This window comes from Sunxiuqinia sp. A32 (genome assembly GCF_052690465.1).
Genome location: NZ_JBQYLI010000002.1, coordinates 312,779 through 337,484, shown reverse-complemented (window position 1 = coordinate 337,484; position 24,706 = coordinate 312,779). Strand labels below are relative to the sequence as shown.

Below are 24,706 nucleotides of genomic sequence, written 5' to 3'. Positions count from 1 at the left end.
GGTTATTTTCTTGATCAGCAACCTCTACTAAAAATAAAATATTATGGCTCATTCTTTTTTGTCTCAAATTGTGTAACGTTTTTCTCAATTTCTGTATTTAAATTAATCGATAGTTGTCGTTTATTTGAAGATTGAGATACGTACATCTTTAGTAATCAATTTATTTTAATTTAAAAAAGCTACTAATCAATAAACTAAACCAATCAATAAATGGAAAGAAGAAATTTTATTAAGACGGGTATGCTGGCTTCATCCAGCATATTATTCATAGACTCACTTTTGGGGTGCGTCAATCCTTTATTTAAGAATAACCAGCTTGATAATTATTTTGAAGGATTTCAGAATCCTCCGGTTAGTTCCAGACTTTTTGTCCGTTGGTGGTGGAATGGGAATAGACTCGATAAAAAAGAAATATTACGAGAGCTGGATGTCATGAAAGCTGCGGGAATTGGCGGTGCAGAGATCAACCCCATTGCCTTCCCCGGAGATACAGATCCGGTTGGATATAAAGCCTTAACGATCTTTGATGATGAGTGGCTTGAGATGTTGCAGGTTGCTCTTGAAGGAGCCAAAGAACGCGGTCTGGTTTGCGATATGATTGTTGGATCTGGTTGGCCATTTGGTGGTGAGTTCCTAAAAAAGGATGAGCGGTCGCAGATGGTTACTATTGAAACGATTGATTTAAGTGGTGGAAAAAAATACCGGTTTGCAGTAAGTGAGCTTTTAGAAAAAGTAAACCCGAATGTACATTCAAAGAACGAGTTGGTTTATAAAGACCTGTTGATGGTCCGTTTACTACCTAAGGAATCTGATCAGTTTACAGAAGGAACAGAGTTCATCGGAACGATAAAAGAAGATACCATTGAAATTGATGTTACTGAAGGGGATCATGTGCTGTATTATGTAGTGAAGCTCACAGGATATATGGCAGTGATTAACGGTGCTCCGGGGGCAGCCGGACCAGTTTTAAATCACTATAGCAAAGAAGCAACGGAATTATATCTGGACAGAATATCCGGCTTTATTACCAGCAAAATCGGAAACATGGGAAATTACATCCGGGCCATGTTTTGCGATAGTATGGAGCTGGAAGGTGCGAACTGGAACGATGATTTACCTGCTGAGTTTGAAAAGAGACGGGGCTATTCGCTGGTGCCATACCTTCCTTTTGTGCTGAAAAAAGTTGGACATATGGGAAATCCTCTTGATGAAGAGTATGGCATCAAGTTTTCAGAAGAAGTAGTTGACCAAATTAAACGTGTTGACCTCGATTATTACCAAACACGGATCGAGCTTTTTAAAGAACGTTTCATTGACACGTTCAATGCATGGTGTCATCGAAATAATGTAAAATCCAGAATGCAGGCCTATGGACGTGGAATGCATCCGGTGGAAGCGAGTATGGAAATTGATATCCCGGAATGCGAAACCTGGGCATTTAAAGATGTAGGCAGAGAATATCCTGACACAGGTTTGACTGGCAGAGGGCCACGAATGTGCAACAAATATGTAGCTTCGGGAGCTGCTCTTGCAGGTAAAACGATCGTTAGTTGTGAGGAAATCACAAATACAGCCATGGCTTTCATGGCCACGCTTGAGAATATAAAAATTATCGGGGATCAAAGTAATATTTCCGGTGTGAACCATTCTATTTTACACGGATTCAATTATTCACCGCCGGAAGCTATTTTTCCCGGGTGGATTCGCTATGGCGCCTATTTTAATGAAAGGAATACCTGGTGGCCCTATTTCAACAAATGGTCAGATTATAAGGCTCGTGTATCTTATATTTTCCAGAATGCTGTTCCTCAGGCGAACGTTGCTATTCTTCAACCATTGATTGATTTATGGCTGAAATATGGACCTCAGCGAGATCCGTTCCCGCAAAAGTGTTATCCTGAATATCAGCATAATTTATGGGAAGCTATAAATCAGAACGGTGGCGGATGTGATGTTGTTAGTGAAAACATCATCAAACGATCTACATTTAAAGATGGACAAATGATACACAACGAGCGGTGTTATTCGTCCATCCTATTACCTGAAATTGAAACACTGGATATTGGTACCGCCAAAGCTTTGGTTGAGTTTGCAAACGTCGGAGGGAAAATAGTTTTTATTGAAAAAGTTCCATTCAAATCACCGTCTTTTACAGGTGGTGAAACCGAAGATGCTGATGTGAAACGAATCATTGGCAAATTACTGGACGATAAACCGGCGAACGTGGTTGTTTATCCTGCTCCTGACGGCAATTTGATAAGTTGGTATGGAAAAATGCAGGATAGCATGCAGTTTAATCCCTATGTCAAATTTGACAAGACTCATAAATATTTATCCCAGTCGAATTATCGTTTGGGTGATAGTCCTGTATTTTTCCTAGCAAATACCGGTTTGGCTGAAGATATTTCGGTAACTGCTGAATTTCAGGTAGACGATGATTTGTATCCCTGCGTTTGGAACCCGGAAACAGGAGGAAGAAGTCTGTTTCCAACGAAAGGAAGCAGGAAAACTTTGGAGTTGTATTTACCACGAGCTACATCAATACTGCTTGTTTTCGAAAAGCATTCAAAAGGAGAAAAATTTTATCCTATGCCATCGAACCTTACGGGAAAAGAAATTTCAGTAGCATGGCATCTTCAGTTAAATCATATAAATGGTGAAAAGCAGCTGCTTGATCTTGATTCTTTGATCGATTTGACAAAAGACGATCGAATAAGGAATTTTGCTGGCCAGGTAATCTATGAAAAGTCAATTAATGTTGATTCATTGGAATTCAATTGTATTGATTTGGGCGATGTACAAGGTGTTTCAGAGTTGACCGTTAACGGAAAATTAATAGGAACCAGGTGGTACGGGGCCCATGTTTATAACATTAAAGAGGCAATTAAGGAAGGTGAAAACAAGGTTTCAATAAAGTTAACAACCGTTGTGGGTAACTACATGAAGGGTCTGAAAGAAAACAAAGTTGCACAAAACTGGACTGGCTATCAGGAATATTATCCAATGGGAATCATAGGCCCGGTTCGGTTAATACTAGAGAATAATTCCTAAATATTTAGACGCAAAAGACAATGCCTAACTTCCTAAACCTAAGATTCCTAAAATATCCCTTTTTATTTTTTGCAATCTTTTTAACAAAGACAGTTATACCTCAAAATCAGGGGTGTAATTTGTCTTTTAATTTAAAGATAGCCGAGCCATACTCGCTATGTTCCGGCAAGTTTACACGTGTAGATGTACCTGAGTCACCGGACCCATTGGTTGGATATAAATGGGAGAAAACCACTGCTGATGATGAATTGGAGACCTATGTCTTGCATCCATTGTCTGCATCATTTAAGGTTTCGGATGATACTTTTTCGAAAAAAGAAGGTCTATTTCCCATTAAAATAAAGGAATCATGTAATCTGATGTTCGATTTTGGAACAGAGAGTGCCGGCTGGTTGGAATTTGATTCAGATGATTTTGACGGAGAAGTTGAAATGAGTATTAGCGAATATAATGAACCTGCTGTTTTGAATGTTGGTGCGCAAAATCCCAGAAAGACTTTAACTCCAGTTAAATACGGATCAACCTATCGTTTGGAATTAAATAAAGAGTTATATGAAGGCGTTCGTTTTGGGTGGATACATATTAGGAAGCTGAATAAACCATGCACCATTAAGGAGGTTCGATTGGTATGTCAGGTAAAACCCACAAACTATGAGGGGAGCTTTTCGTGCAGTGACACGACTTTAACCCGTATTTGGTATACCGGTGCTTATACTGTAAAATTAAACTTTCAGAAGGATTTCTTTGGAGCGATATTGATGGAGCGAAGCGATCGTTTTTCATGGACAGGAGATGCCTATCCTGCTCAGGCTGCATCATTGGTTGCTTTTGGAAATTATGATTTTATTAGAAAAAATTTGTTTCGGACCTCTACTGAGTCCAATGGTATTGTCAGCTATCCAATATATTGGGTATTGAGTTTAGTCGATTACTGTAATTTTACTGGAGATATAAGCACTCTAAACGAATTGCTTCCAAAAGCCTGCGAAATATTGGATAATGCCTATAAAAACTTTGATAGCAGTTCAAACTGAGGATTTAATGGTTGGGATGAAAGGTTAGGTGCGGGTTTTGAAAATGCGGATTGTATAGAGTCACAGAATGTGGTCCGTACTCTTTCTGTTCAGGCATGGAATGAATTTGGCAAATTGATGACATGGTTGGGAAAAGATGATCTTTCAGAAAAATATGCCGGTTATACAGATGAAAAAATGAAGGGATTAAGGGCGACAAAAAATTGGCCTGGTTATTTAGGGATTCATTCTTCTTCGAATATTATAAATGCCGGAGTTCTACATCCTGAAGAGGAATCAATTATATGGAATAATAATTATTCAGATCGCTTACAAAGATTGTCTTATTCGCCGTTCAATCAGTTTTTTATTATTCAGGCAATGGAGAATATGGGAAAAGATGCAGAAGCACTCACTACTATCGATGATTGTTGGGGAGGTCAATTACGCTATGGGGGGACTTCTTTTTTTGAAGTGTATCGGCCATCCTGGAATCAACTGCTTGCCACAAATGATGCACCAGTAAATAACCAATGCGGGTATACAAGTCTTTGTCATCCATGGAGCGCAGGGGTCACAAATTGGCTCTCCGAGAAAATTTTGGGTATTACTCCTGTTACACAGGCTTTCGAACCTTCAATATCAGGCCTCATTTAAGCGGCAGATTGGAATGGGTAAAAGGAGTTATGCCAACTCCCCCCGAGATGTTAAATTATCTTGTAACACGAAAGTTGGAGAAATGAACCTGGTCGTTCCTCGCAATACTAGGGCAAATGTTGCTGTTCCTAAAAATTTTAAAGATTATTCTTATATCAGTATAAATGGAAATAAAATGAAACCGGATAGTGTGGACAATAATTTCGTTTACATTGGGGAACTGGAAGCTGGTCAATACAACATAAAATTTTGTCAAGTAGAGAAAGATAATATCACTGCCAAAGAATCTCTCAATTATGAATCTAGGTTCTTAAAAGATGATAAGAACACGCATGGGAAATGGATTGGGAAATGTGGAGAAAAAGGATTCATGTTGTTTAATATTGAAGGTTCGGACAAGCATCTGAAAAAACTACCTGATTTTATTGGTTCAATCGATCTCGCGCAAAATGGCAATATGCATTTGGAGAATATAAAAAATGATCAGCGGGTGTTAGCTCCGGTTCAAGATAATGCTGCCGGACGGAAGCTTGGAGCAATTATTACGAAAGACCCTGCGCCCTGCATGCAGACTATGATAATTGATATTCGTTGCCTGAAAGATCAACCGTACCATGTTTCTTTATACCTGTTGGATTACGAGAATGACGGAAGGCGTTCGGCAATTGAGGTTTTCGATCTGGATAGCAAAGCATTGTTGATGCCCGTAAAAATTATCAAGGATTATGGGGATGGGAAATATGTGAAATTCAACGCCAGCAGTAGCATACGAATTCGGGTAAACCAAGTTCGGGGTAGCAACGCTTCCCTCTGCGGCTTATTTATAGATTAACAAACTCATAGTGAAGTGCTTTTGATTGATAACGAGAATAACAAGATTATCTCTGAAAAACATCAATTAACAGCGAAATTGAATTGAGAAAGAATATAAAAAAACAAACCAAAAATGAAGAAAGAAAGAAACGAGTGGACAAAACCATTTATCCTAACCTTGCTCGTTGGAATGACGATCGTACTTAACCTTAACGCACAGACATCGAATGCGTCTGACCGATGGGGGAAGCATTCTTCAATTTCCGAGGCGTCATCAACACTAAATGGTGTAAAGCCTCTGGCCAGCTGGATTTGGGATTCAGGTGAAGAAAATCCGAAAAACTATTATTTGCTTGTTCGTAAAACGTTCAAGTTGAAAAAGCTTCCCAAGGAAGCCATCACTTACATTTCCGCTTATGCTTATGCCGATGTGTATATTAATGGTAAGCTTGTTGAACGTTGCCCGATGAATTGTGACCCTGAATATCAATGTTACGACAAATTCAATATTGCAAGTTACCTGCAAGAAGGGGAAAACTGCATTTCGGGGGTGGTTCAGAATTTTGGCGTTGGGCTTCACTCTCAGATAAATGCCCGGGGCGGATTTTTCTTTCAGTCTAAGTTGGATTTTGCTGATGGCTCGTCAACCAGTCTGTTGAGTGATGACAGCTGGAAAGTTACGCATGCCAAAGCTTGGAAAACGGAAACACCCTATAGGGATCCAAATGCCCGCCTAATTGGATTTATTGAAGAATTTGATGCAAGGCTCTGGCCGGACGGATGGCATGATGCAGGCTTCAATGACTCAAAATGGGAAAAGGCAACTGTTATTGGAATTCCCCCGGTTTCTCCTTGGAACAGTATGGTGGTGACTGAACGTCCTCAGTTAGATCGAAAAATCGTTCGGCCTATTCGCAAGTGGAAAACCGGGAATCTGATGGTGTACGATTTTGGTACTGAGATTACCGGCTATCCGCAATTCAGTATTAATTCTGCTAGAGAGGGTATTCAAATAGAAGTTGGCACGGGCGAACGGCTGGATTCACTTAAAGCCCCCAAGCTGCGAGTGAGCAGCGATCATTCAGAGAAATATACCACAAAAAAAGGTCTTCAAAGCTGGCGTCCTTACACCTGGTCAGGATTTCGCTATTTTTCGATGGAAACCGATTTGGATATTCAAATTCAGGATGTCAGTGCGGAATTCTCCTGTTATAATTATGAAATGGTCAGCTCCTTTGAATGTTCCGATCCGCAGTTGAACGAGAAATGGGAAGTTGGTAAGCATACCATGCGCATCAACTCCATCGATACCTACCAGGATCCTTGGCGTGAGCACACGCAATATATCGCCGGAGACTCTCGCTATATGCAGATTTATGGGAATTATGCCTTTGGTGAAAGTGCACGGTTTTTATCAGCTTACAACCTACTCTGCGGTGCACAGTCACAACGCTGGAGAGAGGATGGGGCAGTAAGAAGCCGGTATCCGACCGATTATTTCATGCAACCGGGCAGTTCAACCTACTTGGCAGATTATCAGCTGGAATGGGTTTTAATGATGCGAGAATATTTTATGTATTTTGGAAAGGATGAATTGATTGAGAACTTGTACCCCAATATGAAAAAGGCTGTTGATTACTACCTGTCATTTGTGGATGAAAAAACGGGTTTGCTTACTGATCTCCCTGGCTGGATTGTACTTGACTGGCCGAGTAGTTATTCAATTGAGAAAAAGAATATCGTTACTGGACTTAACTGCCTTTATTACGGAGCACTAAATGCCGCTGCTGCTATTGCTTCCGATTTTGCTAACGATAACGATCAGGCAGAAAGATGGTTAGAGCAAGCCCGTCGGCTTAAGGAAAATATAAACAGAGAACTTTGGTCTGAAAAAGATAGAGCCTATCTGGATAGTTATGAGGGCACCCAGATTGGACAACAGACCCAGGTTTATGCACTAAATTACGGACTGCCTGATGAAAGTCGAAAAGAGGATATACTAAAACTAATGATGGAACGGGGAAAATCCAGCGAACAGTCATACGCCTATTGGACGCTTTACGCAATGTTTACGCAAGGTAATGCACAGTGGGCACTCGATTATTTGCGCAAAAACTGGGGCGAACAGATGCAACTGAGTTCATTCAATGGTGCCTGGCATGAAGGATGGGATCTTTCTTGGGGGGCAACTTCGCATGCATGGTCATCTGGTCCCACTGCTTTGTTACCCCAGAAAGTCCTTGGAGTTGAACCAACTGGTTATGGATGGAAGAGCTTTGCTGTAAAACCCAACAGATGCGACTTAATGTGGGCGAAAGGAAAGGTATCGACAGTGGCCGGCGATATTTCGGTTAGCTGGGAGAAATCGAAGGGGAGCAATTTTGTACTCAAATTGAACGTGCCGCAAGGTACCACTGCTTCTGTTTATCTACCGACTACAAATCAGAAATCAGTAAAAGTAAATGGGAAAACACTAGACGAAAAGCAACCGTTAGTTTTTTCTGATAATGAAGAACAATGGGAAAAAATCCTTTTAAAAGCAGGGGAGTATCAAATTGAATGTGAAATTATAGTGAATTAACCGGTAGAAAAAAAGCTGAATTAGAAAATAGGTTGTGAAACCGGGATTTAAGATTAAATGCATTTTCCAGACTTCGATCTGAAGTGTTGGGGAGAAAAACCTGTCTTTGCTCGAAAAAGCCTGGAAAAATAATGATCGGAACTAAATCCCAGGCTGAAAGCAATTTGTTTGGTTCTCAGGTCTGTTGTATTTAGCAGTTCCTTGGCTTTTTCGATTTTAATAAGGAGAAAGTATTGAAGAGGGGCTAAGCCCGTTTGGTTTTTAAAGTCTTTCCTGAATTTTGAATAGGTAATCCCATGATGTTTGCAAAATAAATGAAGATCAAAGTCTTCATTTATTTTTTGATTCATGAGGAGCTTGGCTTTTGATATGAACGATTGTGTGTCGCTGTTGGAATCAGGATTTTTTTTTATATTACAGATCTCAGCAATTAATTGGATACAAATACCGGAAGCAGAACGCTGAAAACCAAATGGTTCTTCCAGTATCAATTGAAACAAGGATTTGAAAAGGTTTTGCACGACCATGTTGGCACAATTCGGCACAACCGGTTTTTTAGGGGTAAAAAAGATGTCTTTCATAACCAAATCAGTAATAGGTCCGGAAAAGCCAATCCAATATTCTGTCCAGCCAATTTTAGGTCCGGGTTTGTATCGGTGCCATTCATTTGGGAAAAGAATAAAACCATCACCAGCATTTAAGTTTATAACTCCGGCTGAATGACTTTCAAAAATTCCTTTTCCTTCTGTAATTAGAACAAAATGATGTTCATGAAGAATCCTGCCATGTTCCCAACAAAATCTGTGACTTCCTGGATGACCAGCCGGGGGGTATTCAGTGTTTGGGGAAATTATAGCTTGTCCGACATCATGAACTACAAATCCCCAACTTTTATCGGTTTCAGAAACCGGAAGGTATTTTTTGATTCCGATATTTGTGTTTGTCATTTTGTGATGTGCTTTTGGCAAAACGTGCATTGATACTTGCTGATTTGTAGAGTTATTTTGCTGAGGCTAAGATAGTATTTCTAAGTCAAATAATGTTGTGTTGTATTTTGAATTGAAAAATTGATCGATAATAATTTTTTTTGTCTTATCCCTGTAAGCAAAAAAAACAACAAAAATTAGCATATAATGAATTCGAGAGAAAGGTTTTTAAAAACATTAGGTGGAGAAACCCCGGACAGGCCACCGCTATTTGTTTCTGTTACACCCCAGGTAGCTAAAAAGTTATGTAAACACACAGGACAACCTTTTGAAGAGCCACTTGATTCCATGTTGTCGACACGTGCGTCGCACATGGATTTGATGGCGTATCTTGGCGCTGATGCCGTGGGAATAGCGACATGTGTCCCTGAAAACAATCCGACAATCACACTCGAAAATGGCTTAATAAAAAATGAGTGGGGAATGGTTTTGAAAGATACAGGACAATACAACGAGTTTTACGAGTTCCCCTTGGCGCATGCAGAAACTGCGAAAGATATTGAAGATTTCAATTTTCCTGATCCATTTGCACCTGGACGATGGGAAGCAGCAATAAAAACAGTTGAAAAATATGGAAAAACACACGGTATTATTGCGGACCTGGAAACTACCCTTTTTGAAACAGCCTGGTATCTGACTGGCCTGGAAAAGTTCCTGATTGACCTGATGATGGAGACTGAATATATTAATCCGCTACTTGATAAAATTCAGGCAATTCATACTGAATACGGGAAGAAAATGATCGAGTTGGGAGCAGATCTTTTATGGTGCGGCGATGATTTCGGATCACAAACCAGTTTAATGATGGATGAGGATACATTCAGAAGGGTTTTTAAACCGAGAATAAAGGAGATGTTTGCTGAATTTCGAAAAGTGAATCCAAACATCAAACTGGCCTGGCATTCCTGTGGTGCAATCAAACCTTTAATACCTGATTTTATAGAAATTGGGTTGGATGTTTTAAATCCCATTCAGCCGCTTGCAACAGGCATGGAGCCACAAAGCCTTAAAGATAGTTTTGGCGGGGAACTATGTTTTTTTGGTGGTATTTGTGTTCAGGACTTGTTGCCCAATGGCACTCCTGAAGAAATTAAAACTGAAGTAACCCGCAGGGCAGGTATCCTTGGGAAAGGTGGGGGCTATATCATCGCTCCTGCACACAATATTCAGGAAGATACTTCGAAAGAAAATATACTTGCACTATTTGAGACGGTTAAGAGGCTATAGTTAAGAAAAGTTCTTTGACTCCTTCCTTGTTTCTGTTATAGTCAAACGAGGGCAGGATGATTTTCTATAGCTTACTTTAGTACACATTAATTGCTTAGAGCAACCTTTAGATTGGCAAAAGCAAGCACGCTTTTCAGTTTTTGATAAATAGGGAATATTTTTTTGCAAAATCAGTATTTTACCATTCCTTTCGGATATAGGTAATTTACTGATTTTGTATACTTACCCTATTTGCGAATATAAATACAATAAAGCTTAATCTTAATTTTAATAGACACATCAATTGTATCAAGAATAACTCTTTTGTGTCAAGTGCTTAAATGAATATCCTCTCCCCGACATATTTGTTTCGAAATTCTTTTGGGGTAAATCCTTTCTTATTTTTAAAAGTTCTGTTGAAGTTTGCCATGTTGTTAAAGCCACATTTAAAAGCGATTTCAGCAATAGACTGAGTCGTGTCTAGAAGCATTCTTGAAACATGTCCTAATCTAATTTCATTCAAACTATCGACAAAACTAAATCCAGTATGCTTTTTAATAAAACGACTAAAAGACGCTTCTGACATATTAGCGATTTTTGAAACTTCGGAAAGTGTAATTTGCTTATGAAAGTTATTATTCATGTACTCAAATACCTTTTCAATGCGTCTACTATTGTATGTTCCGTATTGCTCTGGGGAGAATGTGGCGTTTGAGAGTATTTTTATATCTCTGGAAATTGAAAGGTCGTGCAAAATGGATAGCAGTTCAAGCGTCGAATCAAACCCACCTTTCTTATAAAGAGCAATTATTCTTGGTGCAATTGTTTCTATGGTAGATGGGTGGAAAGCAATTCCCCGCTTTGCATTTTCAAACATGTTTCGAATGTTGACCATTTGGTTTCTTTTTAGGAAACGCTCGTCAAAAAGGTCTGTGTGGAATTGAATGGTTACCTCTCTAATTTTCTTATTGGTACATTTATGAGTAAACCAGCCATGAGCTAAATTTGAGCCAATGCACACCAGCTCCTTGTTTGTTATCTCGCTGATGTGATCACCTACAATTCGCTGAGCACCTTCTCCGTCTAAGATTAGGTTTATTTCTATGTCTTCATGGGCATGGAGTGGAAAATCAAACTCATCCTTTTCTCTGGAAAAGATGGTAAAACAATCATATTGCGTTAAAGGAGTAATTTCTCTAAGTACATTCATCGCTTCCCGTTTTAGTGAATATTTTATTTGCTTTCCCTCAGATATTTAAGTGCGAATTCAATAAAAATGTTGAATTTGAATAGAAAACATGTTAAATATATATAGGTCCTAAGTTATAATAAATTAATTTGTTAGTGATTTATTTTGTTTAGTGGTTGTTGTAAATGATAAAAAAGTATCATTATGTGATAGAATAGTTTCATAATGATATTTAAAAAATACTGATTAGTACTAAGAATTGATAAAATAACATTAAGGATATAAGAATTGAGTATTTATTTTTGATTGTTATATTGATTACTGTGATTTACACTGACTAAATGCTAAAAGTTTAAACTCGGCGTGTAGGTAAAATGATGTGTAAATACCTTTTATTAAACCTAAACATTCATTTCATGAAAAATAATTTTATCGTCCTTGTTGCCATCATTTTAATGCCTTCATTAGGTGCTTGTCAGGCCAAAAAGGAGAGAAGCTTTAAAACCCTTGACTTTTTGTATGAGATTTCTGGTTCAAAGACAATTGCCGGAATTCACAATAGAGAGCCCAATGCAAATCCAGATCAGTGGACCAATGAAATTCATAGACTTACTGGTAAATATCCAGGACTATGGAGTGGAGATTTTCTTTTTCAGGAAGAGAATATTGAAAATCGTCAAACGATGATTGACGAGGCAGTTACGCAATGGGAAAAAGGTGCTGTTATTAATATTATGTGGCATACCTGTAGCCCTGCGTTAAATGAGCCTTGTGGCTGGAATAAAGAAGGTGTGTTAAGTCATTTGTCAGATGAGCAGTGGAAAGAATTGACAACTGACGGAACTCCATTAAATAAGGAATGGAAATCTCGAGTTGATGAAATAAGTGGCTATTTGGAGTACTTGCAAAACAAAGGAGTGGAAGTGCTTTGGCGTCCGATGCATGAAATGAATCAGGGAGTGTTTTGGTGGGGAGGTCGTCCTGGACCCGAGGGAACACTGAAATTGTTTCAGATGCTTCATGATTACATGACCAATGAGAAAGGCCTGACAAACTTAATCTGGGTTTGGGATATTCAAGACTTTGGCACGTTGGCAGCTGATGCGATTTCATATAATCCTGGGGATGAATATTGGGATGTATTAGCGCTTGATGTCTATGATGATAAATCTGGTTATAGTGAGGAAAAATATAATATCATTGTTGAAGCTGCTAAAGGTAAACCTATTGCAATCGGAGAGTGTCAGAAAATTCCAACTGTCGAACAACTGAAAGATCAGCCTAAGTGGACATTTTTTATGGGATGGTCGGAGCTGGAAGTTGAAAGGAACACGGAAGAACAAATCAAGAAAGTTCATGATGCCGAAAATGTACTAACGTTGGATGAAATGCCCGGTTGGGAGTAGCCTATTATGGAAATAAATTTCCGATCATTTTTAAGGCTAGAGATAAGTAATTTTAGTGGTGTATTAGAATCAAAGCGGTCAGCATTAAAAAGGAAATTTAGAGTACGCAAAAATTTCAGGAAATTTTAAAAATAATAATGTCATTTTTTTTCCTCTAAATTAATAGGAGCCAGCAGTCCTCTATTTATTATGTGAGATTGATCTATATTATTTTATAAAAATCTTAAAATAAGGTTGAGAATCTATTCAAAATCAACAGATGGAGAACTCGTTTACATGGTGAAAAACGGAGATCATCGTGCATTTAACGAACTTTTCATACGATATGGATCAAATTTGTATTCATTTGTGCTGAGCATTATAAAGGATCAGGTAGAAGCTGAAGAAGTGGTTCAGAATATCTTTTTCAAAATATGGGTAAAGAGGAAGAATTTGAAACCTGACCATTCGTTTAATGCTTACTTGTATCGAATTGCAGTTAATACTTCAAAAGACTTGTATCAAAAAAAGCTTCTGAGTGAAAAATATAAGCAGGATATTGCTCTGGAATTGAATTTCGATAGAACTTACCAGATGACAGTTCTTGAGTATAAAGACCTATTGGTTTATGTAGATTCGTTGATTAATAAATTATCACCTGCAAAACGTGAAATATTTATTTTAAATAAGAAAAACGGATTATCAATTCAGGAAATTTCGAAAGACTTGAATTTGTCGGTTCAAACGGTGAAAAATCAGTTGGTTTCAGCAACGAAATACCTACGAGAAGAAGCAAAAAAAGAAAGAAGTGAATTGAAATTTCTTCTTATTTCTTTTTTTATGAAATATAATTTTTAAGGTAAGTATGGTACTTTTTTTATTCTTGACAGTAGTATAGTAAACGCAAGAATAATAAATGGCAATAGACAAAAAGATAGTAAAGAAGTATTTATTAGGGAACTTTACTCTAGCTGAAAAAGAAGTTGTAGATAATTATTTTACAAAGGATGAATATTCAAGTCAAGTAAATAATCTATTACTTGAATTAATTTCCGATTCAGAGTATAATTCAGTAGCGAAGATACCTGATTCTGTCAGATATAAGCTTAGCCATCAAATCCTTTTATCCAAACAAACAAAGAAGCTGAAAATTGAACAGTTCATCAGTGTTTTTTTTAGATATGCTGCTGTTCTGATGATCCCAATTTTATTAGTATCAATTTATTTTTACATCCAATCAACCAGTAACTATTCAAATGAGACGTGGATATCTGTGCACTCACCATACGGGACGAGAACACAATTTTCATTACCAGATGGCTCAACTGTATGGTTGAATGGAGGTTCTGTAATTAAATATCCCGTTAGTTTTAGCCGACATCGAGATGTTGTTCTTACAGGGGAGGCTTTTTTTGATGTAGTGAAAAATCCACAACTTCCTTTTTCTGTAGATGCTAATGACATAACTGTTAAAGTTCTGGGTACTTCTTTTAATGTTGTTTCATATGACGCTGATTCAATTGCTGAAGTGGTTGTGGAAACCGGAAAAGTCAAGGTATATACTAACACAACAAAAAAACAAAAAGTTGTACTTCTGCCATCCGAACGGCTAGTGATCAACCAAATAGACAGCCGACTTACAAAATATCATGTCAATGTTGAAAATTATACTTCCTGGAAAAGCGGGAGGTTAATTTTTTACAATGATAATCTCGATGAAGTAATAAGAAAGCTTTCACGATATTTTAATGTGGATTTCATTGTCGAAAAGGATGTGAATAGGGAACAATTATTCCGGGCCATCATGGCAGATGAAAATCTGGAAGAGGTTTTACGCTATATGAGTCTGACTATGAATCTAAACTACAGCGTGATAGATCGAAAAACTGATGGTGACGGGAATCTTTCAAAAATACAAGTAATCATTAAAAAATAAGAATATGGTTTAATTAAAATCAAAAAGGGAAGTGCAGCAACACTTCCCTCTAATTAGCGAGTTTTCAAGCATTTCTATTAACTCAACTAAAAATCAAATTTATGAAAAAAAATCGAATGGGATACAAGGAATTGTATGGTCCCATCAAAAAATTTTTACTGATTATGAAGTTATCTGTGTTTATTTCATTGGTAAGTATTATACAGGTATTTGCAGGCAGTTCTTATGCTCAAAAAACAAAAGTGTCTGTTAATCTTGAAAATACAACCATCGAGAAAGCCTTGTTGGAGATAGAAAATAGTTCCTCCTACAAGTTTATCTATAATAAGCAAAATCTTGATGTGGAGGCATTAGTGAGTATTCATCTTAACAATAAATCGATTGTTGAAGCACTGGATGTTTTATTTCAAGATGAAAAAGTTGATTATAATTTTTACGGTGAACAGATTATTTTGACTAATAAGGGTGAAACATTATTTCAGTCAAATCAATCTGTTTCGGGCAAAGTTATAGATGAAACCGGCATGCCATTGCCCGGAGTGACTGTGGTTGTTAAAGGAACAACGAAAGGTGCCATTACTGATGCTAGCGGAGTATATCATCTTCAAGATGTTTCGTCAGATGCCACCTTGGTCTTTTCATTTGTTGGAATGAAATCAGAGGAGGTTACAGTCATTGGAAAGACTGAAATTAATATTGTTTTATCGGAAGAGTCCATTGGACTGGATGAAATCGTTGCGGTTGGATATGGAACCATGCGAAAAAGCGATTTAACTGGAGCTGTTGCAAGAGTTGGAGGAGAAGATCTTCAAAAAGTGGCAACAGTTGATGCGATTCAAAGTTTGCAAGGAAAAGTTTCAGGTGTTGATATTACTGCCAACTCTGGTGAGCCGGGGTCTGGCGTTAGAATAAGGGTAAGGGGTATCGGATCGTGGACCAACAGCAATCCTATTTACATTATAGACGGTTTTGCTGTTAATGATGCTTCATCTGTTGAGCCTTCTAATATCAAGAGTATTGAAATTTTGAAAGATGCTTCAGCAACAGCAATTTATGGCTCTAGAGGAGCGAATGGCGTTGTTTTAATAACTACAAAAAATGGCTTAAAGGGCAAATCAAATATTGAAGTTAATGCTTACGGCGGCCTGGAATATACCAATTCGTTAATTGATATGTGTGATGCTACAGAGTATGCTAAACTAAGGATTGAAGCCTATAAAAATGATGGTAATATCGGTTTGATTCCGCAGGATGAGAAAGCTATACTTGATTATGTTATAGCAAATAAACTGAAGGGAACAGATTGGCAGGATGAATTAATCAATAAAGCCTCTGTTCAGAATTACAATGTTTCGATTAGAGGTGGCAGTGAGAATTCAACTTATAATGTTGGAGCTACATTATTTAGTCAGGATGGGTTAGTAAAAAATAGTGGAATTGATAAGTTATTCACCTGGGCAAACAATTCCTATTCTTTATCTGAAAAAGTCAAATTAGATCTGAACATTTCATATACGCATTATACCAAACAAAATCATAATGGAGATTCATATTTTGGCTCTTTACCTGTGGCCTTGAGAATGGATCCGGTAACACCAGCATGGGATTCTTATACCAATAATTATGGTGCACGTTTTATGGGAGGTGTTGTTATTGTTTCACCATCTTTGGCTGTCGATGAGTCAAAGTACAACGTAAAAAACGGGAACAAGTTACTAAGTAATGTGACATTGAATGTATCTGACTTTCTTTTTGATGGATTAACTTTTAATGCGATGTATGGAGCTGATCTAAATTTCAACAACAACGAAAATATTGTTCCGGAGTATTGGCTTGCATCTGACCAAAAAAGAGACCAAAGTAGTATTTATAATTACAGGTATCAGTCTTATAACTGGCAGTTAAATGGTTACTTCAACTATAACAAAGTAATTGCTGAAGATCACTCTGTAAATGCAATGATAGGGGCAGAAATCCAAGAATTTAATTCCGAATGGATGAGTGCAACAGGTTATGATGTTCCATACATCGAAGAATTGATATACCTAAATAATGCACGTAACCAGGAAACAAAAAGCATTGGAGGAAGCGCGACAATTAGTAGGCTGGAATCATTTTTCACGAGACTAAATTACAGTTACAAGAATAGGTACATGATAACTGCTACAGTTCGCGCCGACGGCTCTTCAAAATTTCTAGGTGATAATCGTTGGGGATATTTTCCGTCTACATCATTGGCATGGAATATTAAAGAAGAAGGTTTTATGGATACTGTGAATTTCTTTGACCAATTGAAAGTCAGGCTTGGTTGGGGGCAGGTTGGTAATGCTGCTTCTGTTGGAAATTTTGATTATGCAACAACAATGACGACAGGCTATAACTACGTTTTTGGCGAAAATGAAACAATCGTAGATGGAGCTAAAGCTGTAAAATTGAGTAATGAAGAGATTAGGTGGGAAACTTCTGAACAACTAAATTTTGGAGTGGATGCGTTGATATTTAACCAAAAGCTTAACGTAACGCTGGATTATTTTGATAAAAAAACAAAGGATCTGCAGCTAAATAAGCCAATACCTACTTATGTAGGGATGAACTCGCCAACAGTAAATGCAGGTACCATGAAAAACTATGGTTTTGAACTTGCCCTTGGATGGAAAGACAAACGTGGCGATTTTAGCTATACCGTGAATGCTACAGCGACTATGATAAAGAATAAAGTCGTTGATTTAGCTGGTGGCGATCCAATTTATGGTGGTGGTATTTTTCGCCAGGGGAGTTCTACAAGGACTATTGAAGGTCAGGAGTTTGCCTATTTTTATGGATTGGAGACAGATGGTGTTTTTAATAGCGAAGAAGAATTGTCAAGTTATACATGGACTAATCCGGAAACAAATGAAACAAAACTTGTTCAACCGAAAGCTTTTCCTGGTGACGTGAAGTTTGTGGATAGGAATGACGATGGAGTAATTGATGACTTAGACAAAACCTATTTAGGTAGTGCATTCCCCAATATCTCGGGTTCATTGAATTTAAGTTTAACGTATAAGGAGTTTGATATCCAGGCTTTTGTGTTTGGCGTATTTGGAAGTGAGATTGTGAATGGAATGAATTACAACCTACAGTCATCATCAATACTTACCAATTATGCTGCATCGAGAATGAATAGATGGACGGATGATCAACCTGAACGAAATGAGCCCAGAATGACTGCAGTAGACGCAAATGAGAACAGGAAATTTTCTGATCTGGCAATTGAGGACGGAAGTTATTTGAGACTGAGAAATGTTCAGATAGGTTATACGTTTAACTCATCGTTGATACAACATATCGGTCTTTCAAAAGCAAGGATTTATATATCGGGAGACAATTTAGTTACTCTTACAAAATATAGTGGCTGGAACCCTGAAATTGCAGGTGGTGGTTTAAATGGTGGCGTGGATTATGCAACCTATCCAATACCTTCTATTATTTCTGCCGGTATAAATGTAACTTTTTAATATTTAACAAGATGAAAATATATAATAAATATATAATAGTTTTGCTGGTAAGTATCTTGTTTGCTGGCTGCGATTCGTTTTTGGATGTTAATCCAATTGGGAATGAAACCCAAGTGAACTTTTTTGAAACTCCGGAAAATGCAATATATGCTGTTACTGCTTGTTACGACCCTATCGGACTAGACGAAGGTGAAGGATTTAGTCACAATTACCTCGGGATGATTGCAGATATGTGTACTTCTGATAGTGATAAAGGGAGTACTGAAACCGACTTTACTTCTTTGATTGAATTTTTCGAATGGAGAAAGAATCCATCTGATGGTGTTTTAAGAACTTTTTATGGATTGCCTTATAACGGAATTGCCCGGTGTAACGAGGTTTTAAAAAGACTTAGTGTAAGTTCTCTTGAAGAAAAGTTAAGAACAAGGTTACAGGGTGAAGTTCTGTTTATCAGAGGATATTGGTACTATAAATTAGTTATTTTATTTGGTGGTGTTCCTGTTTTTACAGAACCGGTTTCTCCCTCTGATTTCGGGGTAAAGGAAAGAAATACCTATCACGAAACATTTATGCAGGTTATTGACGACTTGAAGAGTTCTATTGAACTACTTCCGGAGAAAAGTGGTTACGACGCATCGGATTTAGGCAGAATAACTAAAGGAGCTGCGAGAGCATTGCTAGCTAGAGTCTATATGTACCAGATTGGCATGGATGCAGAAAATTCAGATACCAATTGGGATGACGTTTACACTCAAACAAATGCAGTTATCCAATCCGGAGAATATTCGTTGGTTTCAAATTATGCAACCATATTTGAGATGGATGGGGAAAATAGTTCTGAATCAATATGGGAACTGCAAATGACTGAAGGAACTTCAGAGACACCTCCTCAAAAAACGGGGACAAACATCAATCAATTTTGTGGAAACAGAAAAGATTGGGGGTGGGGATTTTTCAATCCAACTCAGGAATTGGTTGAGTCTTTCGACGATGATGACCCTCGTTTAAGTTGTGTAATTTATGGACCAAGTTATAATAACGGCGTTGTTCATGGTCGTATTCCTGATTATGATTTAACACAACAATGTTCTCCCTATTTAAGTCGTAAAGTTGCATTGGAGCCAGCTCAGCGTCCTGCAATCAGTAAAAGTAGTGGTTATAACTGGCGTATGATAAGATATGCTGAGGTATTACTGACCCAGGCTGAGGCTTTATACCACAAAGGAGATGAATCAGGTGCAAGGCAGTACTTGGAAATGGTTAGGGCCCGTGCAAGAAATAGTACTTTCTGTAAAGGGTATGTTGAAGGAAGTTTGGATTATACTCCAACAGGCTTTACTGGCAACTTGCCTGAAGTAACCGCTTCGGGAGCAGCACTTTTAGATGCAATTCTAAAGGAACGAAGGTTGGAGTTTGCGATGGAATCGCACCGCTTTTTTGATTTAGTTAGAACAGGAAGGTATTTGGATGATTTGGATGTCAAAAAAGCAACTTCTGTAACAAACAGTGGGGCATATAGATATGCAAACGTCGATTTACGGGCTAATTGTTTATCTCATTCAATTGACGGTCCTGATGGGCATAAGATTCCACTGTTACCAATTCCATACGACGAGGTGCAAAGTTGGAGTCTTGAGCAAAATCCTAATTATTAATTGCAATACGATGATTACAATGAAAACAAAAAATATTTTAAATACCAGTTGGTTATTATTGCTCATCCTGTTATTCTCGCTGGGATGTGAAGACCATCAGTGGAGCGAGGATTATGATATCAATCTGCCATTATCTGTTGTGAATTCAATCTCAACAAAATCAGCTATGGTCAGCGATCAAGTTTCGCTTACCGGAACTGTTCTTGACAAAGTCAGCAATGTATGGATAGGAAAAGTTGAATGTAAAATTGTCGATGGATCGCAAAATAGCGGAGATCTTAGTTTTATTGTCCCTCGCAGAGCTATTTCCGGTCCGGTAGTATTAAAAAATCTTTACAGAAGAGTTACCGAGAGTGATTCAACTTTAGTAATTACCTACCCTGATGTTGAAGTTACAGAATGGCCATCTAACGTAAAGTTTGGAAGAAATCTCAAAATTAAAGGTGCAAATGTTGATCTTATAACAGCAATAAAAATTGGAAGTGAAACAGTATCTGTTTTACAGCCTAGTGTTACAGACGAGATTTCGATTCCAACAGCTGCTTTGAATATCGCTATAGGGGATCTCGTAAATATTGAAATTGTATCAGTACTCGGAGATGTTATTGGGGCTGCTAAAGTTACCGATGTTCCAGTAGTTGACGATTCCGTTTGGGAACCGCTTCCTCCAGTAGTTATGTGGGATTTCGAAAATAATGTAAATCCATATCAACCAGGAAGTGTTTCTATTACTTCATTGCTTAATGGAAATCCTGTAATAGCACCTCCTCTAGGTGATTATTATTGGCATTCCTATATTGCAGAAACTGGCGGAGGTTGGAAAACATTTGGTATTTTGGAATCACCAGTGATGAACATTTCTGATATGCATCAACCGTATCTAACGTTCCAGGTTAATTCAAATGATACTCGCGGCTATATGTATATGTGGTTTGTTCAGGACGGTGTCAGCTACGAAGCTCATTTCAATAGTCAGTACAACGACGATTATGCCTTTGATACAAATGGATGGGAGTGGAGAAGTTATCCTTTAGATCCAAAGAGTGAAGATGCCGGGGAATGGAAAAAACAAGGTTTTGATTGGATGAAACCATTTTCATTGCAACTTAAAATTTGTTCAGGTAATGTTAGTAGTGGACCATTTGAATTAAACCTGGATAATATTCAGATCACAGATGGCAAGTTTGTTGACTCTAATAAGTAGTGTTAAATAAGTTTTTTATAGAAAGTAGGTCGTTGCCAGTTTGTGGGTAATGACCTATTTCTTAATGTCTGGATGAAAACGTCAATTAATCAATGAGTTATTTCGGATTTTTGGAAGATTTAAACTAAAATTGGCTAAATACCTAATAGTATCATGAATCAATATTTTAGTATAAAAAATATACCTAAAATACCTTTAAATTGCATTTGGAAATTATGATTCAGTTTTCATTTGTGGAATAATGAATGCTTAAGCTGGTATATATACAATTTTATAGTATTTATAATCATCACTTTCCTCACATTAAATATGTAATTAACCTAATCGAATAAACCAATGACTATTAATCGTAGAAATTTTTTCGGAAAAGCAGGCGTTGGAATAGCAGCCTGTAGTTTCGGTGCCGTTGCGCCTTTAACTGCTTGCTCAACCTCTTCAATAAGTGTGTCTGACGAAAAGTTGGATGATCAGCAATTATTTATAGGCGAAAATATTGCTGTTGCCGATACTGTTTATGGTAAGGTAAAAGGATTTTTATTGAGAGGAATATATAACTTTCGTGGTATTCCTTACGGAGCAGATACATCTGGTAAAAACCGGTTTCTGCCTCCTCAAAAGCCTGAACCCTGGACGAATGTTCGGCCAGCTGTTTTTTATGGAAGCTCTTCCCCTCAAGATATTTATGACCGTAGTCCTGAATCCTATGGGGTTTTTGTCGACCACTGGAATTATGACGTCTTAAGTGAAGATTGTTTGCGTCTAAATGTATGGTCTCCCGCATTGGATGGAAAGAAACGACCAGTTTTAGTATGGCTGCATGGTGGAGGTTTTTCACGTGGAAATGGCATTGAACAGGATGGATATAATGGTGAAAATATTTCGCGTTCCGGGGATGTTGTTTATGTGTCCATTAATCACCGGCTGGGACCCCTTGGGTTTACTGATTTGTCTTCCGTTGGTGGCGAAAAGTTTAAAAGTTCTGGTAATGTGGGTATGTTGGATATTATTTCAGCTCTGGAGTGGGTGAATGCTAATATTCAAAACTTTGGTGGTGACCCTGGGAATGTAACAGTAATGGGACAATCTGGCGGTGGTTCTAAAGTTTGTAATGTTGCTACAATGCCTGCTGCGAAGGGCTTGGTCCATAAAGGAGTAGCGTTAAGTGGGGAGTCAGTGCGTGGAGGAAATCAGGAATACACCCAAAAGTTAGGAGAATATATTTTGAAAGAGGCTGGGTTAAGTTCATCTCAAATTAATAAACTGCAGGAAATGCCTTGGGAAAAGTATATGGATATTGCTTATAAGGCTTCATCTAGATTGCAGAAAGAAGGTTTAAATATTCGTAGAGGTGGTTTTGGCCCAATTGCTGATGGAATCAATATTCCAAAAGGGGATTATTTCAATGCCGAAGATAGCTCGTTGCCGGATATTCCAATGATATTTTGTTCCACTTTCCATGAGTGGAATCCCGATCGTGACAATCCTGAATTGGAAAATATCACGATGGATGAGGTTGCCGAAAAGATAAAAGGTTCGTACGGCGATAAATCAAAAGAGATTGTGAGTGCGTATGCAAAACAGTTTCCAGAAGCAAGGCCTATTGAGATATGGGCATTAATTGCATCAAACAGGAGGGGAATTGTAAACGCTGCAGATACTAAATTACAGCAGAAGTCTCCGGTTTATATGGCTTGGTTTGGATGGGAATCTCCATTGTTTGACGGTCGTCACAGGGCTTTCCATTGCATTGATATTAGTTTCTGGTTTTTGAATACAGACCTAATGATTACTCATACTGGAGGTGGAGCTCGTCCAAGAACGCTTTCTGCTAAAATGGCTGATGCACTGCTTAATTTCTTACGCACTGGTGATCCTAATTGCGAAAAGTTGCCAGAGTGGCCCAAATACACATCAGAAAGTGGAGAGACAATGGTTCTTGATGATACATGTGCAGTTAAAAATAACCCGGATGGGGAAGCGCGAAAACATCTTTCTTAAATCGTTAAAAGTTGAAATCATGAAAAAAATTATAGTACCAGTTTTAAGTTTTCTTGTTTGTATAACCAGCCTGTATGCACAAAGTGAGCCTGGTCGTAAAATAGAAGCCTGGTTAACAACAAATGATCGTTCTTCTCTTTTTGAAAAACAGGGTGAAATGATTAGCTTTTCAAGTCGTGAACAAGGGTGGGGAACACCAATAGTTATTGATGAAAGACAAGAATTACAGACCATGGACGGTTTTGGTTTTGCGTTGACCGGAGGAAGTGCAGAGCATTTGATAAAAATGGATGCCGATGCGAGGGCAAAAATTCTGAATGAATTGTTTGCGACAGATGCAGACAATATTGGGATTAGTTACATTCGTTTGAGCATTGGAGCATCGGATTTAAATAGTTTCGTTTTTTCATATGATGATTTGAAGGATGGTGAGACAGACTTTGATCTGACGAAATTTAGTCTCTTACAAGATTTGAAAGATGTGGTTCCAGTGATGAAGGAGATTCTTGAAATCAATCCGACAATAAAGATCATGGGCTCTCCCTGGTCTGCTCCAGCTTGGATGAAGACCAACAATAATGTGCGCGGTGGAAAATTGAAAGAAGAATGCTTCGATGTTTATGCCCGTTATTTTGTGAAATATGTTCAGGAAATGGCAAAGCAGGGAATTACTATTGACGCTATTACTGTGCAGAATGAACCAATGAATTCGCGCAATACCCCAAGTATGTCATGGTTTGTTTATGAGCAAGCTAATTTTGTGAAGAATAATTTAGGACCTGCTTTTAAGTCTGCAGGAATAAAAACCAAGATTGTCATTTTCGATCATAATTGCGATCGCCCGGACTATCCGTTGGGCATTTTAAGTGACCCTGAAGCAGCTCAATATATTGATGGTTCGGGGTTTCACAACTACCGTGGGGACATGGAAGCGATGAGCTTGGTGCATCTGGCAAGACCAGATAAGAATATTTACTTCACAGAACAGATGGTGACAGAGCGTCCTGAAAGTCCCGAAATCAATATCATCAATCCGGTAAAACGTTTGGTGTTGGGGGCATCTTTAAATTGGAGTAGAAACCTGATTTTATGGAACCTTGCGGCTGATCCGCTAAATGATCCACATACCGATAATGGAGGGTGTTCAATGTGCCAGGGAGCAATTACAATTGATGGCAACGAGGTGATCCGTAACATTGCCTATTACACAATTGCTCACGCTTCCAAGTTTGTTCGTCCGGGTTCTGCACGCATTGTATCTACGAACAGGGGGGACAAAACGGTTCATTTATATGAAGATGAACAACGTCCCCAGGTTTATAGAACGGGAGTGGTTGAAGATACACAGGTTCTTCCCAACGTCGCGTTCTCAACCCCCGAAGGAAAAATTGTCCTGATTGTAGTAAACGACACATGGAATAGCAACAGCTTTAAAGTTCAATATAAAGGGGAATTTGCTAATATTCCTTTGCCTGCTGGTGCTGTTGGAACTTACGTTTGGGATAAATAAATAGGAACATCTTGTTAAAATCATA

The 24,706-nt window shown here is 38.1% G+C and carries 16 protein-coding genes; 14 read left to right on the top strand and 2 right to left on the bottom strand.

Annotation, left to right across the window (positions count from 1 at the left end; translation table 11 throughout):
- Positions 1–210 precede the first annotated feature (210 nt).
- The 5 genes from ACUNWD_RS03245 to ACUNWD_RS03225 all read left to right on the top strand — a co-directional run bounded on the left by ACUNWD_RS03245 (position 211) and on the right by ACUNWD_RS03225 (position 8,115).
- Positions 211–3,051: a glycosyl hydrolase gene (locus tag ACUNWD_RS03245; protein WP_445586329.1), complete on the top strand. Its 2,841-nt coding sequence runs from the start codon at positions 211–213 to the stop codon at positions 3,049–3,051.
- Positions 3,052–3,170: 119 nt separating this feature from the next.
- Positions 3,171–4,085, top strand: a complete 915-nt coding sequence (locus tag ACUNWD_RS03240; RefSeq protein WP_445586328.1) for a hypothetical protein — start codon at positions 3,171–3,173, stop codon at positions 4,083–4,085.
- Positions 4,086–4,154: 69 nt separating this feature from the next.
- The gene (locus ACUNWD_RS03235) at positions 4,155–4,721 is read left to right on the top strand and encodes a hypothetical protein (RefSeq protein WP_445586327.1); all 567 of its coding nucleotides are present in this window, start codon (positions 4,155–4,157) and stop codon (positions 4,719–4,721) included.
- Positions 4,722–4,734: 13 nt separating this feature from the next.
- Positions 4,735–5,553 (top strand): hypothetical protein, encoded by an 819-nt coding sequence (locus tag ACUNWD_RS03230; RefSeq protein WP_445586326.1) that lies wholly within the window; start codon positions 4,735–4,737, stop codon positions 5,551–5,553.
- Between the two features lie 114 nt (positions 5,554–5,667).
- Positions 5,668–8,115: a family 78 glycoside hydrolase catalytic domain gene (locus tag ACUNWD_RS03225; RefSeq protein WP_445586325.1), complete on the top strand. Its 2,448-nt coding sequence runs from the start codon at positions 5,668–5,670 to the stop codon at positions 8,113–8,115.
- Positions 8,116–8,168: 53 nt separating this feature from the next.
- On the opposite strand, the gene ACUNWD_RS03220 is transcribed toward ACUNWD_RS03225, so the two are convergent.
- Positions 8,169–9,062 (bottom strand): helix-turn-helix domain-containing protein, encoded by an 894-nt coding sequence (locus tag ACUNWD_RS03220; protein WP_445586324.1) that lies wholly within the window; start codon positions 9,060–9,062, stop codon positions 8,169–8,171.
- 186 nt (positions 9,063–9,248) lie between these two features.
- On the opposite strand from ACUNWD_RS03220, the gene ACUNWD_RS03215 reads away from it, so the two are divergent.
- On the top strand, positions 9,249–10,328 hold the full coding sequence (locus ACUNWD_RS03215) for a uroporphyrinogen decarboxylase family protein (protein WP_445586323.1): 1,080 nt from the start codon (positions 9,249–9,251) through the stop codon (positions 10,326–10,328).
- A 316-nt stretch (positions 10,329–10,644) separates the two neighbouring features.
- On the opposite strand, the gene ACUNWD_RS03210 is transcribed toward ACUNWD_RS03215, so the two are convergent.
- Positions 10,645–11,517: an AraC family transcriptional regulator gene (locus ACUNWD_RS03210; protein WP_445586322.1), complete on the bottom strand. Its 873-nt coding sequence runs from the start codon at positions 11,515–11,517 to the stop codon at positions 10,645–10,647.
- A gap of 395 nt (positions 11,518–11,912) precedes the next feature.
- Between ACUNWD_RS03210 and ACUNWD_RS03205 the strand changes: the two genes are divergently transcribed.
- The 8 genes from ACUNWD_RS03205 to ACUNWD_RS03170 all read left to right on the top strand — a co-directional run bounded on the left by ACUNWD_RS03205 (position 11,913) and on the right by ACUNWD_RS03170 (position 24,681).
- Positions 11,913–12,902 (top strand): glycoside hydrolase family 26 protein, encoded by a 990-nt coding sequence (locus tag ACUNWD_RS03205; RefSeq protein WP_445586321.1) that lies wholly within the window; start codon positions 11,913–11,915, stop codon positions 12,900–12,902.
- 234 nt (positions 12,903–13,136) lie between these two features.
- Positions 13,137–13,739 carry an RNA polymerase sigma factor gene (locus tag ACUNWD_RS03200; protein WP_445586320.1) on the top strand — a complete coding sequence of 201 codons (603 nt, stop codon included), beginning with the start codon at positions 13,137–13,139 and terminating at the stop codon, positions 13,737–13,739.
- Positions 13,740–13,797: 58 nt separating this feature from the next.
- On the top strand, positions 13,798–14,817 hold the full coding sequence (locus ACUNWD_RS03195) for a FecR family protein (RefSeq protein WP_445586319.1): 1,020 nt from the start codon (positions 13,798–13,800) through the stop codon (positions 14,815–14,817).
- 101 nt (positions 14,818–14,918) lie between these two features.
- Positions 14,919–18,314, top strand: a complete 3,396-nt coding sequence (locus tag ACUNWD_RS03190) for a SusC/RagA family TonB-linked outer membrane protein (protein ID WP_445586318.1) — start codon at positions 14,919–14,921, stop codon at positions 18,312–18,314.
- Positions 18,315–18,325: 11 nt separating this feature from the next.
- Complete coding sequence (locus ACUNWD_RS03185) at positions 18,326–19,969, top strand: RagB/SusD family nutrient uptake outer membrane protein (protein ID WP_445586317.1); 1,644 nt, start codon at positions 18,326–18,328, stop codon at positions 19,967–19,969.
- Between the two features lie 10 nt (positions 19,970–19,979).
- Entirely contained in the window at positions 19,980–21,173 is a 1,194-nt protein-coding gene (locus tag ACUNWD_RS03180; RefSeq protein ID WP_445586316.1) for a hypothetical protein, read from the top strand.
- A 336-nt stretch (positions 21,174–21,509) separates the two neighbouring features.
- Positions 21,510–23,171: a carboxylesterase/lipase family protein gene (locus tag ACUNWD_RS03175; RefSeq protein WP_445586315.1), complete on the top strand. Its 1,662-nt coding sequence runs from the start codon at positions 21,510–21,512 to the stop codon at positions 23,169–23,171.
- A gap of 19 nt (positions 23,172–23,190) precedes the next feature.
- Entirely contained in the window at positions 23,191–24,681 is a 1,491-nt protein-coding gene (locus ACUNWD_RS03170) for a glycoside hydrolase family 30 protein (protein ID WP_445586314.1), read from the top strand.
- Positions 24,682–24,706 lie beyond the last annotated feature (25 nt).